This window comes from Halorubrum pallidum, assembly GCF_055380345.1.
This window is the reverse complement of the sequence record NZ_AP043945.1, coordinates 1,527,345-1,543,230: the sequence shown is the minus strand read 5'-3', so window position 1 is coordinate 1,543,230 and position 15,886 is coordinate 1,527,345. Positions and strand designations below refer to the sequence as shown.

The window sequence follows — 15,886 nt, the reverse complement described above, 5'->3', positions numbered from 1 at the left end:
TAACCGTTTTGGCTCTACACGAATACATACGACTATCCCGTGTCTGAGAGTTCTCTGGAAGGTTGGCTGGAATATTTTGGCTTCAGTGACCCGTATACCAACCAAGATGATGTCATTGAAAGCATCATAAAAACTGCTGAAGACCGTGGTTATCTCGCTATGGAAGGCCCCTGTGGAACGGGCAAAACGATGGCATCTCTTACTGCGGCGAGCTATTTAATTAGGGAAACTGATCAATTCAACAACGCCGTCGTCGTTACGCCGGTAAAGCAGCAACGCCAACAGTTCGTTGAAGATCTTCGAACAATAAATACTGGGCTCGAAGAACCGCTTGACGGCGTAGCACTTGTTGGTAAACGTGATCTATGTCCGTACGGACGAGAAGATGTTTTCCCCGCTGGTAGTAGTGTACAAGACCGGTGCGAAGATCTTCGGGAGAATACTGCTGAACTTGTTGCAGAGGACAGTGAACTAGAAACAGAGCGTCAATTCGTCACGGAAGAGGGTCAGGCCCCACCGTCGCAAACACCTGGAGAGGAGAAATGGTGGGATACAGCAAAGGCCAGAAATCTGGTCGAAACGGCTAGACGAGACCCGATTGATGAAGATACAGAGCCGCTTCATACAGCCGGTCAAACATCTCCATTCCCTCGATCTCAACCAGCTACAACTCCGGAAATGACGCAGTCGCGTCAGCTATACTGTCCATTTGAGGCGGAGTGGTACGCTCATGATAAAGGCTCTCCTGTGACCTTTAGTGCGGATGAAAACCACGTTGTCACAGCAGAGGAATTTCTCCCTGAATCAGTTAACACTGGGATTTGCCCTCACCGGGCAATGATGGTTCTATTGGAAAATGCCGATATTGTCATCGGAAATTATAACCATCTCTTCGATGCCGCGAGCAGGAAAATTGTTGATCCAATCTTGGATGAGAACACGCTAGTGATCATCGATGAAGCGCATCGGATGGAAGAACGAGTTCGGGATTTGCTGACCGATACAATCGGGTATTCGACTGTGAAGCGGGCAGAAAGAGATCTGGGGGTTTTGTTGGAGCGATCACGTCAAGCAGACAAGAATGAGCAAGCCATCGAACGGTGGTTAGCCCAACACGATGTACCGCTAGAAGCGGTAGAGACGGCAAAGCAGTTCTATAGTGACGTAATGGAGTGGCTGGAAGAACGGGTTGATGCTGAACTCCGTGATGAAGTGGACGGCTATGGGACTGGACTTACTTGGAATTCGATCCCGGAGAGAGACTTCGAAGTCCAACTACGCGAACCAAAAAAGCCGGAAACAGACGAATTCACTCGGTGGGCAGAACAGAATGATTACGCTGGAGACACCCTTCGTACGCTAAGCAAAGTCGGCCTCGCTGTTGAGGATGCATTAGAACAGATTGGTAACGAGCGAGATTGTGTTTGTACCGCCATCGGGGCCTTATTCGGACAGTGGTGGGAACGAGACCATACGAACTACTTCCGAGAGATCGAACTGGAGTACTCTGAGAAGGATCTACAAGATATTGAAAAGCCGTGGCAGAACTACTACAATGCGTCTTTAGTGATGTACAACTGTATGCCGTCGCAGAAAATCAAGGACATCCTTGGTGAGTTCGGCGGCGGCGTCCTGATGAGTGCAACGCTAGAGCCGCTTTCAATCTTTGAGGAAGTAACCGGCTTGGAACGGTTGGCTACTGATGATGAAGAACCTCGTATTGTATCGTCACAGACCTACGATCTGACCTTCCCCGAGGAGAATCGAGCAAGTTGGATCGTCGATGTCGAGGCATTCAAAAAGAGAAATAGAGGGAATCCAAGCATTGACAATCGGAACAAGACGCGAGAGAGATATGCTTACGTCGCACGTGAAATTGCAATCAGCCAAGGAAACATTTTGCTTGCTTGGCCGAATTACTCTGAGGCGGAGTGGGCAGCGAACAGGTTACGTGAAGACATCGATAAACCAGTGCTGCTGGATCAGTCATCAAGCCACGAAGAAACCCGTGAGCTGAAACGTGAGTTTGTCCATGGCGAACCGAAAGTTCTCGTTACTAGTACGCGCGGGACATTAACTGAAGGCGTCGATTATGAAGGAGACGAACTTCACACGTGCGCTGTATTCGGAATCCCGCTCGTAAATATCGGTTCACCAAGAGTACAGGCTGTAGAACACGCTTACGGTCATCAGTTCGGTGAGGAGAACGCATTCACGTATGCGTTGACGATCCCAGCGGTACGTCAGGTCAGACAAGCCCTCGGCCGCGTCATTCGTGGCCCAGAAGAGCGAGGAGTTCGAATTGTCGTCGGGGAGCGATTTGTCCCCAGAGCGCTTCACTCGGTCTACGATTACTTCCCAAAAAATGAACGTGAGGAGCTGATTCAGATGAAACCAGATTTCTTAGAATCACAATTCAAGCAGTTCTGGGAAGAGTCATAAATTGAATAGCAACGTAGATCTATTACTATCTGATTCCTAGGGAATAATTGCTCAGGGATGGTTATTGAGAACGGACTGGATGTCAGCTGAAAGGCGTCGATAATAGTTTGCTTGACTACCTAGACTGAAGTTCGCCTGATTTAATCGACTGATCTGAGTATCCAGCTCTCGCAAAAATTCTAAATGTTCATTACTGGGAGTCTGGCTGGATCCAGTACCATAGAGAATGTGTTTATGGAGTGTCGCATAATATGCTTGGCCCATTCGGTCATCGGTCTGCGCTAATTCAATATATGCTCGAATGAGGTCATTTACCACATCTGATTTGAATTGATCTGGTACTGAATTTGTGAGTAGAATCGCTTTCTGTGAGCGTACAAATCCCCAAGCAGCGTTTTTCAATATATCTGACTCACTGTCTGTACCGATTTTTGAGATTGACATCCTGAAATCCCGATTGTGCTGAGTTGGCAAAGTGATTAGTGAACGATAGACAGCAATTGCGTGTTTTAACAAATAGCCGTACGCATTAGGGAACTCCGCAGTTGGATCAGCCGTTGAGTCCAACTCAAAATTGGAGCAGATCTCTTCAACGATTTCGGCAAGGAAGTGTAAGAATATATGGCTGTCAATATCTTGTCTCAGGGCTTGAGAAGCAAAGAGGTCAAATAATTCAATTCCAACCAGAATGGGATCATGCGAGGGCCGCTCGGGGCTGGTTAGTGGGAAATCTTCTGAGCGGCCCACATATTTATCGTCTGGTTGTTCCGATAATGTGCGAAGATAAGACTTGACACTTTCTCTGATTGGGTCCCATATCCGTAATTCAGTAGCAATACTTGAATCTTCGAAGAGAGAAGCCAGTAATAAACTCGAATCTGGAACCTTTCGATCAGCGTGTTGTCCCTCAATAGCTTCTACTTCATGATAGAGAAGACTCATATGATCACGATGTAGGGCCTTTAGATACTCACGAGCGAATACCGTACGGTCAAGTGTACAATTTGGATCCCCAATTATTCTAGCTGCTAAAGAGGGATTCAGCTCACTATGATTCTCAAGGAGACTTTTCGCCGTCAACAATTCTTTAGCCGTCTCACGGCTACGCGGAGCTTGAGAACTTGAGTCGGCCGAAAGAAGTACTGAGTAGTTGTCCTCTATTACAGCTGAGAGCGTATTGAACTGCTGAGTCGCAAAGAGGTTTCGGAGTCTTGTTTCGAGAACTTCGTCATCATAGATTGTTGCTTCATCTTGTAAGAACACGTAGCACGTATACCCGGCTAGAGAGGTTGCGATAAGAACTTGAGAACTTCCTACCCAAAATTGGGCGGGAAGACAAATCAGACCACAACCCCAACTAAAGTTTAAAGATGCGGCTTCTAGGTATAACTCAGATAGATAGAGTAGAATAATACTGACCCCACCTATTATAGCCGCACATTTGGCACGACGGGAGATAGCAAAGTTGGCACGTAGTTGTCGATGTTTAGGTAAAACCGAATACAATGTCACAACGGCTGCAAAGATTGTGAAAACGAATAGTTCCGGCATAGTCGTTAATCCAATCGAATACCTATTTCCTCAATAGCTATATAAAATATGGCCAGATTGGCACACACTCAGCAAGCTGCCAGACTATCTCCAGCTGTACCGCATATCCATCCAATAACAACACTATACCCAACATAGAATCGGTACTTCCCAACTGATGTAATCAGCTGAATTGAATCGCCGGATTGACCACGAGAAAGTGTCTGGGTTCGGATGTGTTCAACCTCCCAAACCCAGACGGGTACCTTTCGGCCTCGGACGTGAAAGACGTAGCGGAAGAAGTCATTGCTCCACTCCCCTTGCCGGGCGTCGAGGGGAGTCCCCTCGACCCCGGCGACATCTGGCTCGTCGTCATCCTCGCCTGTGTCAACCAGACCTCGATCTGGGAAACGTGCAAAGACACCGACGGAACACCCTGTGACGACACGACTTTCACGTGGCTTCACACCCTCGACCGTGACTGGCTTGAGTTCGTCGCTAACCTTCTGCTTGGACGCCTTGCCATGACGATTCTCGACCCTGACCGGTCGAGAATCGTCTCCATCGACTTCATCGACAATCCCTATCATGGCGAGCACTACAACGAGGAAGGCGAACTCTGCTCGATGGCTCCCAAAGACGGGACGACCACTTGCCACCGCTATTGCACGGCCTACGTCGTCTCCAACGAGAAGCCGGTGACGTTGGCGATGACGTACGTCCGCAACGACGAAGACGAGGCCGACGCGGTCGAGCGTGTGCTCGCCCGCGTCGAGAACTACCCCTTTGAGATCGACCTCCTGCTTGCCGACAGCGGGTTCTACAACGAGCGCGTCATCCGCCGTGCTCGTGAGATCGCCGCAACGGTCGTCCACGTCCCAAAGAAGGGCGAGCGGATGAAGGACAAACTCGACACGCACAAGTCGTACATGACGACCTACCGCATGTACAAGGACAGCGAGCGGGAACTGCGCTTCCCGCTCGCGGTCGCTGTTTCCTACCAGAACGGAGATCGGGGCAAGCACGGCGAGGTTGTTCGTGGCTACGTCGCCTGCGGCGTTACTGATCGATCAGCGAAGCAGGTCGAACGCCTCTACAGAAAGCGTTCAGGCATCGAAACGAGCTACCGATTGCTCCGACAAGCACGCGGGATCACGACGACGCGTGATCCCGTCGTGCGGTTTGCGATCATGTTGGTTGCAGCACTGCTGGAGAATCTGTGGCTCGTACTGAGGTGGGCGGTCGTCGCCCGCCCGCGGCGGGGCGGGCGCGACCTGCCCGATGAGTTCACGTTCAAGACGTTCTGTGACTGGATTCGCCACGAACTGGAAGAGGAGTTGCGTCGGCGGTGGAAGATTAGGGCGAACGGGGTTGGTCTACCAGCGTCACAAGCAGTGGCTGCGGGCTGACCAGGGGTCAGCCCACGGCCTGTCCGTTGGGCGGTGAGCGACAGCTCTCGGCAGCTACCGTCGAAATTCGGTTGATCTGGTCTGTTCGGATCGGTATCTTGGAACTGCCTCAATCTATTCTGCGGTAGCAACCGAGATTGACCGTCTAATCATACAGAAAGTGACTGTTTCGTGGCGTTCAGGCAGTGCTCACACGGTTCGTTCGGGAAGTAACGAGAATACTAGTGCTCCGAATAGCACCAGTACTAATAGTATAATGAGTTGTAACGCCTCATTCTCAGTCATAAGTCGGCGTGGATTCCACGTCAAGTTAGATATTCCTATGATCGCGGCCAATAGCGATCAGCACAAACCAGCATAGAGTACTACGTTGACGACGACAGATCCGTTTTCTGGTCAGTTCGGTAGTTGAGCTACAGTAGGAATTCGTGGATTTCTCCGATAAGGGTACAAGTAACCGATCCGTATCATTACCTTCTATTTTGTGCTAGACGGAGCTGCCAATCACTAAACTCAGGGAACCAAAGGTCAAGATCCTCATCAAATAACGGGGGTGGCGCACCTATTGAAGAGGTTCTGATCCTGACGATCATCGGATCAATAAGTTTCATCAAATCCCAGTACACAGGTGTTCCGCTCCATGTCTTAACGAATTGAGCGCTGATCCCGAAAGCAAACACGTTCACCGCATCCAGCAGACTCCCTTCAATACTCTTACTGTACTCATTATCGATCTCAATGCTTTCCAGTGAATACGGATGTACGGCAGAATTCGATGTGTGCTGCCACAGCAACTGATACTCGTCCTCTTTCAATGCGTCACGTTCTGATTTCACAATCGAATCGAATTCATTAATCGTTCGCAACCGGGTTCCTGTGAGCGGTTCAGACCCCATATTATGTAATTGTTCACGGGTCTCATCGTAGATTCTGGCGGCTTGCTTCTTATCCCGGTTCAATCCTTTCAACAACAAGTACATCTCCAAGAGAAATCGAATCTGTGTCCGCGACGGGTTGTATAGACCGTGCCGCAACAAGACGAAACACGATTCGAAGTGATGTACCGATTTTCGAGACATCAAGTACTGCAGCAGTTCCTCTTCATCAGTGTAGTTCCCGGCATGATCGTTGACGTAGTCAATTGCAAGCTTCAGGGATTCAACTGAGGTAAGTAGAGTCCGGCCTTTCAACCAGTTCTCGCTTCCAAGGTCAAAGTCTCGTGTGTTATCTGATTGCTCCGACAGAAGTTCCTCATATCCATCAAACCAATCAGTCATAACACCGTTTTTGCCATACTGGTAAATATAAGTAAATGATGTGACCACCGATCGTTAAGAGCAAGTCAGTAACCGCCGAAACCACCAATATCGCTACATTCTACAACTATCACTGGATAGGGTCAATTTGTTAGTCTTTCCCAGGTAAACGCCACCCACGGCTCATCAGTGTATTTAGCTCTCAATGCGTCTTCGATCAAATCAAATTTCACTCTTGAGATTGCTGCTACGAACACAAGTAAGAACATCAGTCCCTGGAGAAAACCGACAAGAGAAATACCCTTTTGATAACTTAAGGCGGCGTCCATCGTGTCCAGTGAATCAAAGTCTTCTTCGGAACTATATGCGAGGAATTCGAGTGCAGAGGATCTGTAAATAATCGACACTGCGATAACCAATAGCCACCCTTCAATCAGCAACTGTACAGGTATTTCATATATCGAAGACTGTAGCAGCCTCACTCCTGTAAAGTTAGTTGAAAGTAGTACAGCTCCGAGTAGTATTGACAGAAGTGTTTCACCGGTTTCAAGCCTGTTTTTTGCGTCCTGTTTTACTCGTTTAAGCTCTGTGCGATATTTATCAGGGTCTTCAAAATTGAGAGCTCGATCCTCTTCTTCCGCTACAATATTGACCATAATCTCTCGCATTTGACGAACCTGGATAGTGAAGTACGAGATAGCTGCACCATTCGTTACCGATTCTTTCCAGCCACCAGCTTTCTCCCCAAAATACGGAACTATGTAAGTCGTTAAATAGACTAATGCCAAAACGATAGCGATTACACTGACAATGATTGCTTTCATCACCCCAACAACAATCTTAGGGGCAACCAGAATTGTTCCATAAATCACCCCGGCAACGATCTGTGAAATATACACACAAAGTCGTGTAACGAGGAGTAGGTACTTTTTGTACCAGCCATGATGAAGAATATGAAGTATGAATGCTGGAATAAACAAGCCTGCTAGTATATTCTCAACAAACTCTAGTATCATCTCACCACCGTATACGAGGTATAACAACTTACCTCTAACCCGGTTCGTACTCTTGAAAACAACTGTTCCTATGGATATTGGAATAATGAAGGCTAATAACTCTGGATAGAGCACAAATTCATCATAAATGACTTTGTCGTATCTATTAGTAGATCTCAGTCTTCCTACCACGCGTTCGACCCCGTGACGACCGGCACGTTCACCGGCGCGCTGCTCGACGACGCGACGTTCGTCGTCTGCGACGAGGCGCACATGCTCGAACCGCGCGTGCGCGACCTCGTGAGCGACGCGGTCGCGGACGCCAGCCTGCGCGACGCCGAGAACGAACTCACCCGCGTGGTTCAGCCCCTTTCGTTCGAAAGCGCGGGCGCCGAGTCCGAGGACGCCGCGCTCGTTCGCGGCGAACTCGAGGACGCCGACGTGACCGTCGAGGAAATCCGGTCCGTCCGCGACTTCTACGCCGATCTCCGCGGAGAGTTCGACCGCCAAGTGACCGACCGACTCGACCGCGAGCTGCCCGACTGGCGCGCGTCGATGCGCGATCTCGACGACGACGAGATCCCGCTCCGCGACCCGGAGACGCCGGGAGAAGACGAGATCACGGCGTGGGCGAAGCGGGAGGGGTACGACGACCACGTCTGGGCGCGCGCGAAGCAGGTGGGCGCGGTCGTCAAGCGCATCCTCGACTCGCTCGAAGACGAGGACAAGAAGCGGGCCGCGCCGGGCGTCGGCCGCACGCTCAACGCCTGGTACCGCGAGGGTCACGAGGACTTCTTCCGCGCGATCGATCTCGAACGGACGTGGGACGAGACCGCGCCGCCCGACTCGTGGCGGCGCGCCTACAACGCCAGCCTCGCGCTGTACAACTGCCTGCCGAGCGAGCCGATCGGCGACCGGCTCGCGGAGTTCGGCGGCGGCGTCCTCATGAGCGCGACACTGGAGCCGATGGACGTGTTCCGCGAGGTGACCGGCCTCGACCACCTCGAAGCGCGGGGGAGACCGATCGTCGAGCGGACGTACGGTCTCTCGTTTCCCCCGGAGAACCGCGCGAGCTTCGCGGTCGACGCACCGAAGTTCACCCACGAGAACCGCGGTTCGCCGAGCGAGACGAACGACACGCGGCTCGCGCACCTCGACGCGACGGCCGCGGTCGCGGCCCGCGACGGAAACGTGCTGGTCGGAACTCCGAGCTACGCGGAGGCGACGTGGATGGCCGACGCGCTCGACGACCGACTCGACAAGCCCGTCCTCCTCGACGAGTCGTCTGGCGATCGGGCGACAGAGTCGCTGAAAGACGACTTCTTCGCAGGGGACGGAAAGGTGCTCGTGACGAGCCTCCGGGGGACGCTCACGGAGGGAGTCGACTACCGCGGCGACCGGCTCTCGGCGGCCGTCGTCTGTGGCGTTCCGCTCATCAACACGGCGCGTCCCCGGACGCGAGCGGTGATCACCGCGTACGACCGCCGGTTCGAGTCGGGATTCGAGACGGCGCTGACGGTTCCCGCAGTTCGCAAGGCTCGACAGGCCGTGGGACGGGTGATACGCGGTCCAGACGAGCGCGGCGTCCGCGTCCTCCTCGACGCGCGGTACGCCCGCGAGTCGTGGAACAGCGTTCGCGCGTATCTCCCCGAACACGAGCGCGAGGAGTACCGGCCCGTGAGCCCTGACATGCTCGAGTTCGCGCTCGATCGGTTTTCACGAGATCCAGTCGACGACTGACCGGATCGACGGGGACGGTCCCCCGCAGTGAGGTCCTGTGAAGGCATACGTTCGACGAGGGTGCGCGTGAGACGGTCTGTGTTGAAAGATTCGACGGGAACCCGCGTGGTGCGAAAGGCACTGGCTGAGGGGTGAGCCGCGCGGAACGTCGGCAGCCCGCCCGCAACCGACTCGTCGACCGTCGGCCGCGTGTCGACTCAGCCCTTCTCGCCGAGATCGTCCGGGCGATCGACGTCTCGTCGGACCCCCGGATCGTCGACGGCGACGAGCGCGCTCGCGCCGCTCTCCAACAGGATCTCTCGTCCGCCGACGTCGCCGTCGACGGCGGCGAGTCGGGTGAAGAACCGACGATCGAACAACACCGGATTCCCGCGGTCGCCCTCGTAGGCGGCCGCGAGAGCGTCGCCCGCGCCGGCGTCGTACGCCGCGACGAGCGTGTCGACGGTCCGCGGCTCGACGAACGGCATGTCCCCGAGCGCGATGACTGCGGCGTCGACGCCGGAGAGCGCGCCGATCCCCGCGCGGACCGACGTCGACTGTCCCGCCGCGTACGCGTCGTTGACCGCGGATGTGACGGGAAGGCCGGCAACGGCGTCGCGAACGCGGTCGGCTTCGTGTCCGCCGACGACGACCACCGGATCCACTCCGCTGTCGACGAGCGTCCGCGCCGCGCGCCGCACGACCGGCTCGCCCCCGACGGTCGCGAGGAGTTTGTTCTCGTCGCCGAACCGAGTGCTCGGCCCCGCGGCGAGCAGCACGCCGGCGACGCGGGGCGCGTCGGTCGCGTCCGTTCCCTCCGCTTCGCCGGCGTCGAACGGCGGCGAGACGACCGTGAGTCCGCCGTCGCTCATCGCTCGACGACCGGGTAGGGGACGACGGCGACCTCGTCGCCGGCCGACAGCGCCGACTCCGCGAGCACGAAGCCGTCGGCGCGCGTCGCCCGCGTGCTCGACGAGAGCACGCTCGGATCGAACGTCTCGTCGTACACCGACAGCGGCGAGTCGGCGTGTCCGAGCGGCATCGCCTCGCCGTCTGCGAGCGTCACCGGGACGGCGTAGGTGAACCCCGGAACCGCGATCGCGATGTCGCTCGTCATCGCCGCGTCGACGGTCGGGAGCGTCGTGTCTCCGGTGAAGAAGGGCCGCGCGACCAACGAGGTCACCGCGTGCGCCCCGACGGGCTTGCCGGGGATAGCGAAGACGACGGCGTCGCGGTCCGCGAGCGTCGCGACCGCGATCGGTTTTCCGGGGCGCAGCGCGACGCGATGGAACAACACGGTCCCGAGTTCGCGGAGCGCGCGCACCACGTGGTCCTTGTCGCCGACGCTGGTGCCACCGGTCGTCATCACGACGTCGTGATCGTCCGCGACCTCGGCGATCCGGTCTCTGACGCGGTCGTACTCGTCCGGGACGGTGCCCTCGTACGTCGCCTCGCCTCCCCAGCCGTCGACGAGCCCCGCGAGCATCGGCGAGTCGAGATCGGCGTGTCGCCCCTCGTGGATCTCCGTGCCGGTCGCCAGCAGACCGACGGAGGGCCGTTCGGTCACGGGGACTTCCTCGATCCCGAGATCGCCGAGCAGGATAGCGTCCTTCGCTCCGAGCCGCTCGCCGGCCTCGAACAGTCGCTCGCCCGCCGCCACGTTGCTGCCGCGCTCGTAGACGTACGTACCGGGCTCGGTCGGAGAGCCGTCGAGTCGACCGTCCTCGACTGTCACCTCCTCCTGTTTGAGGACGGCGTTGGCCTCGGGAGGCAGCGGCGCACCGGTGAAGATCCGGACCGCCTCGCCGGGCGACAGCGACGGCGGATCGGACTCGGGGAACACCTCTCGGTCGACCAGCTCGTACGGGTACCCCTCGCTCGCGTCGAACGCGTAGCCGTCCATCGTCGCGTGGCTCCGCTCCGGGACGGCGGCCGGCGCGTCGATCGGCTCGGCGAGGGTCCGGCCGGCGATCCGGTTTATCGTCACCGACTCGACGCTCCGTCGGTCGACCCACTCGGTTCCGAGGTCACGGACACGCTCTGCGGCCGCCTGTACCGGCGTTATCTCTCCGTGTCCGTGGCCGTCGTCACCGCCGTGAGCGGTGTCCTCGCTGTCTCCGTGACCGCTCTGCCCGCTCGACTCGTCGGTATTCCGGCTCATCAGTGTTCTCTGGGCCCTTCGTAGGCCGTGTGTCTACTAACTGCGTATCTGCAATGGGTACTAACGGGTATTATGGTGCTACGATATAGCATGGCTCGTGATACTAGTATGCTCATGGGAGGGATATATAAAAGACGACGGTGACAGACGGCCGAGCAACCGCGAGGGGTCGCTGATGGAGTTCGACTGCGAGTTCGAACTCGACGGCGCTCGGCCGTCGCGGACGACGGCTGCGGAACGGGCCTCCGCGACCGCCGCGTTCGAAAGGTGTACGTGGCCTGCGACGCGTTCGAGACCATGGATATGCAACCGGGTGTCTGACATGTCAGAAAGCAACTGGAGCGTTCCGGAGACCGAAGTCGCACAGCGCGTTCAGGACCGCCTCGACGGCGACGGCACCGACGTCCTCGCGACGGTCGTCGACGTCGAGGGCAGCGCCTACCGCCGTCCGGGCGCGAAGATGCTCCTCGACGAGGCGGGCGGAGTCGGCTCGATCACGGCGGGCTGTATCGAGGATGACCTGCTCGCGGCCGCGGGGTCGGTCCGGGAGACCGGCCGACCGGACCGAGTGACCTACGACCTGATGGGCGACGACGCCGACGACGTCTGGGGGCTCGGCGTCGGCTGCAACGGTGTCATCGACATCCTGCTCGAACCCCTCAACGAGACGTACCGACCGGCGGTCGAGGCGTTCGACGACGGTCGCGACGTCGCCGTGCTCACCGTCCTCTCCGCCGACGGCGGCGACGGCGAGACGCCGGACGCACCGCGTCAGCTCGGCGACCGCGCGTACTACCATCCCGGCCAGGATCGCCTGCGGCTTCCCGACGGCTCGGCGGCGGCGAACTGGCCGACTGAGGCGCTGGCGGACCCGGCCGCGGACCTCGCGGGACGCGGCTCCGCCGATGTCGTGACCGTCGAAGGAAGCGACGGCGCGACGCTCACGGCGTTCGTCGACGGCATCGCCGCCCCCGCCGACTTGGTCGTCTTCGGCACGGGCCACGACGTCGGGCCGGTCGTGGAACTAGCCGAACGAACCGACTTCCGGGTCACCGTCGTCGGCTTCCGCGGGGCGGTCGATCTCGACGAACGGTTCCCCGAGGCTCACCGAACCGTCACCACGTCTCCGGGGACGGTCGACGAGGTCCTCGATATCGACGAGCGAACGCACGCGGTCGTGATGACTCACAACTTCGTCGACGACCGCCTCGCCGTCGAGACGCTGCTCCGGTCGCCGGCACCGTACGTCGGACTGATGGGTCCCCACGAGCGGTTCGACGAGATGTTGGAGGCGTTCGACGACGAGGGGACGACGTTCACGGAGGCAGAGCTCGAATCGCTGTACACGCCCGTGGGGATCGATCTGGGCGGCGGCTCGCCGTATCAGATCGCACACAGCATCGTCGCCGAGGCGCTCGCCGTGTGCAACGACCGGACCCCGGGACACCTGCGCCGGCGCGACGGGGCCATCCACGACCGCGTCGACGCGGACGCCCCGTCGTCGCCGTAGCGAGGGGTGCGGACGATGCCGAAACCGACACGGTAATCCTCTTGGCTTGACGACGCGGGACCATGCAGAACAAGCGCGTCCTCGTGACGGGCGGTGCGGGCTTCATCGGTTCGAACCTCGCGAACCGCCTCGCCGCGGACAACGACGTGATCGCGGTCGACGACACCTACCTCGGAACGCCGGAGAACCTCGCGGACGACGTGGAGTTCGTCGAGGCCTCGGTGCTCGACGACGACTACCCCGTCGACGTCGACGCGGTCTTTCACCTCGCCGCGCTCTCCTCGCGGAACATGCACGAAGAGGATCCCCAGCGCGGCTGCCGCGTCAACGTCGAGGGATTCATCAACACCGTCGAGCGCGCCCGCGAGGCAGGGTGTGACACGGTCGTCTACGCGTCCACCTCCTCTATCTACGGGAGCCGCACCGAGCCCTCACCGGTCGAGATGGATGTGGAGGCCCACACGGCTTATGAGGCCTCCAAGCTCTCCCGCGAGCGCTACGCCGAGTACTACGCCAACCACCACGACATGAACATGGCCGGGCTCCGTTTCTTCTCCGTGTATCAGGGCTTCGGCGGCAACGAGGGACACAAGGGCGAGTACGCGAACACGATCGCGCAGTTCGCGGACGCGATCGCCTCCGATGAGGCCCCCGAGCTGTTCGGCGACGGCAGCCAAACGCGGGATTTCACCCACGTCTCGGATGTCGCCCGCGCCTGCGAACTCGCCGCCGACCACGAGCTGACCGGCGTCTACAACGTGGGCACCGAGGAGGCGTACACGTTCAACGAGATGGTAACCATGATCAACGACGCGCTCGGCACCGACATCGATCCGGTGTACATCGAATGTCCCTTCGACGGCTACGTCCACGACACCATGGCCGACTACTCGGCGTTCCACGAGGCCACCGGCTGGGAGCCCGAGATCGACTTCGTGGAGGGCGTCGAGCTGGTGTGTGAGCCGTACCGCGAGGAGTGACCGGTCGACCTGGCACGTCGTGATCGACGCGGCGCGGTGGTGTGGGATCGACGCAGCGCGGTGGTGTGGATCTCTCGCAGTCGGATCAACATATTCACTACAACCCGTCACGAACCGGGAGGTATGAGCACGGACGACGTCTCGCGGCGCACGTTCATCCGGACCGCCGGCGGCGCGGCCGCGGCCGCTGGCGCGGCGACGGCGACCTCGGGAACTGCGGCGGCACAGGAGGTCGAACCCGACTGGCCGAGCGGGGCATCGAGCGGGAACGGCGGCTCCTACCAGGACGCTCGCGGGCAGGACTCGGTGACGATCTCTGTCGGCGCGGGCGATCAGGGACTCGCGTTCGACCCGGCTCTCGTGTGGGTCGACGCGGGCACGACGATCACGTGGGAGTGGACGGGTAACGGCGGTGGACACAACGTTCAGACGGTCGATGACGGCGGTCCGGCGAGCCTCGATAGCGGCGACCCGGTCGATTCGGAGGGCGATACCTACGAGTACGAAACGAGCGAAGACGACGTGGGCATCACTCACTACCACTGCGTCCCCCACACGTCCGTCGGCATGCACGGCGGGATCGCCGTCGGCGAGGACATCGCCACCGTGGAGACTGGCGGTGGCGGTGGCAGCAACGCCGTGTTCGTTCCGCAAGGCGCGCGCGCGCTCGGGATCGCGACGTTCATCGCGATGGTGAGCACGCTCGGGCTCGCGTTCGTCTTCATGAAATACGGCGGAACGATCACCGCCGAAGACGCGTAGCGTCCGTCACAATTCAGTCGGTCGTCACAACTCAGTCGATCGTCACGAGCGACCGATACGCCTCGACGTACCGGTCCAGAACCGCGTCGTGGTCGTACTCCGCGAAATCGCGTTCGATCGTCTTCCTATCGAGGTCGGCGACGGCCACGAACTCATCGGCGAGTTCCGCCGGCGTCGTGACCAGTCGTCCGCGCGCGCGTCCCTCGACCAGTTCGTGTGCGCTGGAGTCCGCCTGGTACTCGACGAGCGCGACGCAACCGCACGCGAGCGCCCACAGCAGCTCCGTCGCGAACGTCTCCCACGTCGCCGTCGCGACGACGACGTGCGTCCCCTTGAACAGAGAGACGCGGTCGCGGAGCGGCAGGTCGCCGAGGAACGACACTCGGTCGTCGATCCGGAGGTCGCTCGCCATCGACTCGATCCGAGCGCGCTCGGGGCCGTCGCCCACGACCGCGGCGGTCCAGTCGCGGCCGCGAAGCTCGGCGAGCCCGAGCAGGAACGTCTCGACGTTGGCGTGACGGTCGAGCCGGCGCGAGTACACCGCGTCGAACCGGTCGTCGACGGGGGTGTCTTCGACGAGGTCGAAGTCGATGCTCTCCGGGACGACCCGCACGTCGTCGCCGTCGGCACCGTGTTCGCGCACCTGCGTCTTGACCGTCCGCGAGGGGGTCGTCACGAGGTCGGCGCTCCGCGCGAGCAAGCGGTACCGTCGCGCGGCGTCCGCGGGGTGATCGTGCCACCAGTCGACGACGACCGGAGTCCGCGCAAGCGTCCCGGCGACCGTCGCACCGATTCCCGGCGTCGGCGGGCTGTTGACCGCGTGGACCACGTCGGGGGCGACTCGTCGGAGCACGACCGGGAGCCGCGCCGCGAACGCCGACGGAGCGGGGTCGGCGGTGACCGACCGGTACGCGATTCCGTCCTCTTCGAAGACGTCGTGGTCCCCGCCCCACCATCGGGCGCAGAGCCACGTCACCTCGTGACCGCGGTCGACGAGCCCGCGGGCCACTCGCCGCGTTCGGCTCCGGGCGGGGGTGTCACCGTGGCCGGGAGCGAAAAGCGAGACGAACGCGACGCGCATACGCCGACCGCACGGTGGCGGCGAATAAAAAGACACGGCAT

Annotated in this window: 11 protein-coding genes and 1 pseudogene; 6 read left to right on the top strand and 6 right to left on the bottom strand. The window is 58.9% G+C overall.

The genetic code is table 11. The annotated features are described in order from the left end of the window. Nucleotides 1–39 precede the first annotated feature (39 nt). On the top strand, nt 40–2,442 hold the full coding sequence (locus tag ACZ45C_RS09600) for an ATP-dependent DNA helicase (RefSeq protein ID WP_460561904.1): 2,403 nt from the start codon (nt 40–42) through the stop codon (nt 2,440–2,442). A 51-nt stretch (nt 2,443–2,493) separates the two neighbouring features. Here the strand turns inward: ACZ45C_RS09600 and ACZ45C_RS09595 are convergent, their stop codons facing one another. Next, nucleotides 2,494–3,705 (bottom strand): hypothetical protein, encoded by a 1,212-nt coding sequence (locus ACZ45C_RS09595; protein ID WP_464374312.1) that lies wholly within the window; start codon nt 3,703–3,705, stop codon nt 2,494–2,496. A gap of 503 nt (nt 3,706–4,208) precedes the next feature. Between ACZ45C_RS09595 and ACZ45C_RS09590 the strand changes: the two genes are divergently transcribed. Continuing rightward, complete coding sequence (locus tag ACZ45C_RS09590) at nt 4,209–5,381, top strand: ISH3 family transposase (protein ID WP_460561835.1); 1,173 nt, start codon at nt 4,209–4,211, stop codon at nt 5,379–5,381. 470 nt (nt 5,382–5,851) lie between these two features. On the opposite strand, the gene ACZ45C_RS09585 is transcribed toward ACZ45C_RS09590, so the two are convergent. Next, on the bottom strand, nt 5,852–6,658 hold the full coding sequence (locus tag ACZ45C_RS09585) for a hypothetical protein (protein ID WP_460558835.1): 807 nt from the start codon (nt 6,656–6,658) through the stop codon (nt 5,852–5,854). A gap of 122 nt (nt 6,659–6,780) precedes the next feature. Further along, nucleotides 6,781–7,824 carry a hypothetical protein gene (locus ACZ45C_RS09580; protein WP_460558833.1) on the bottom strand — a complete coding sequence of 348 codons (1,044 nt, stop codon included), beginning with the start codon at nt 7,822–7,824 and terminating at the stop codon, nt 6,781–6,783. Here ACZ45C_RS09580 and ACZ45C_RS09575 point away from each other — a divergent pair. After that, nucleotides 7,819–9,372: pseudogene (locus tag ACZ45C_RS09575) on the top strand (ATP-dependent DNA helicase); the annotation flags it as partial. The gene ACZ45C_RS09580 and the pseudogene ACZ45C_RS09575 overlap by 6 nt on opposite strands. 197 nt (nt 9,373–9,569) lie before the next feature. On the opposite strand, the gene ACZ45C_RS09570 reads toward ACZ45C_RS09575, so the two are convergent. Both ACZ45C_RS09570 and ACZ45C_RS09565 read right to left on the bottom strand, forming a co-directional pair. Next, nucleotides 9,570–10,223 (bottom strand): nucleotidyltransferase family protein, encoded by a 654-nt coding sequence (locus ACZ45C_RS09570; RefSeq protein ID WP_460558831.1) that lies wholly within the window; start codon nt 10,221–10,223, stop codon nt 9,570–9,572. Beyond that, nucleotides 10,220–11,512 carry a molybdopterin molybdotransferase MoeA gene (locus ACZ45C_RS09565; RefSeq protein ID WP_460558829.1) on the bottom strand — a complete coding sequence of 431 codons (1,293 nt, stop codon included), beginning with the start codon at nt 11,510–11,512 and terminating at the stop codon, nt 10,220–10,222. The genes ACZ45C_RS09570 and ACZ45C_RS09565 overlap by 4 nt, the downstream gene beginning before the upstream one ends. Nucleotides 11,513–11,834: 322 nt before the next feature. Between ACZ45C_RS09565 and ACZ45C_RS09560 the strand changes: the two genes are divergently transcribed. From ACZ45C_RS09560 to ACZ45C_RS09550, 3 genes are all read left to right on the top strand, one after another. Beyond that, nucleotides 11,835–13,022, top strand: coding sequence for an XdhC family protein (locus ACZ45C_RS09560; protein ID WP_460558827.1), 1,188 nt, complete (start codon nt 11,835–11,837; stop codon nt 13,020–13,022). Nucleotides 13,023–13,084: 62 nt separating this feature from the next. After that, nucleotides 13,085–14,002 carry an NAD-dependent epimerase/dehydratase family protein gene (locus tag ACZ45C_RS09555; RefSeq protein ID WP_460558825.1) on the top strand — a complete coding sequence of 306 codons (918 nt, stop codon included), beginning with the start codon at nt 13,085–13,087 and terminating at the stop codon, nt 14,000–14,002. Between the two features lie 123 nt (nt 14,003–14,125). Then, nucleotides 14,126–14,764: a halocyanin domain-containing protein gene (locus tag ACZ45C_RS09550; RefSeq protein ID WP_460558823.1), complete on the top strand. Its 639-nt coding sequence runs from the start codon at nt 14,126–14,128 to the stop codon at nt 14,762–14,764. A 31-nt stretch (nt 14,765–14,795) separates the two neighbouring features. Here ACZ45C_RS09550 and ACZ45C_RS09545 read toward each other — a convergent pair whose 3' ends face one another. Beyond that, the gene (locus ACZ45C_RS09545; RefSeq protein WP_460558821.1) at nt 14,796–15,845 is read right to left on the bottom strand and encodes a glycosyltransferase; all 1,050 of its coding nucleotides are present in this window, start codon (nt 15,843–15,845) and stop codon (nt 14,796–14,798) included. Nucleotides 15,846–15,886: the final 41 nt, after the last annotated feature.

Coding starts and splice junctions, on each gene's coding strand:
- ACZ45C_RS09585 (WP_460558835.1), bottom strand. CDS start 6,658: ATGACTGATTGGTTTGATGGATATGAGGAACTTCTGTCGGAGCAATCA.
- ACZ45C_RS09570 (WP_460558831.1), bottom strand. CDS start 10,223: ATGAGCGACGGCGGACTCACGGTCGTCTCGCCGCCGTTCGACGCCGGC.
- ACZ45C_RS09565 (WP_460558829.1), bottom strand. CDS start 11,512: ATGAGCCGGAATACCGACGAGTCGAGCGGGCAGAGCGGTCACGGAGAC.
- ACZ45C_RS09560 (WP_460558827.1), top strand. CDS start 11,835: ATGTCAGAAAGCAACTGGAGCGTTCCGGAGACCGAAGTCGCACAGCGC.
- ACZ45C_RS09555 (WP_460558825.1), top strand. CDS start 13,085: ATGCAGAACAAGCGCGTCCTCGTGACGGGCGGTGCGGGCTTCATCGGT.
- ACZ45C_RS09550 (WP_460558823.1), top strand. CDS start 14,126: ATGAGCACGGACGACGTCTCGCGGCGCACGTTCATCCGGACCGCCGGC.
- ACZ45C_RS09545 (WP_460558821.1), bottom strand. CDS start 15,845: ATGCGCGTCGCGTTCGTCTCGCTTTTCGCTCCCGGCCACGGTGACACC.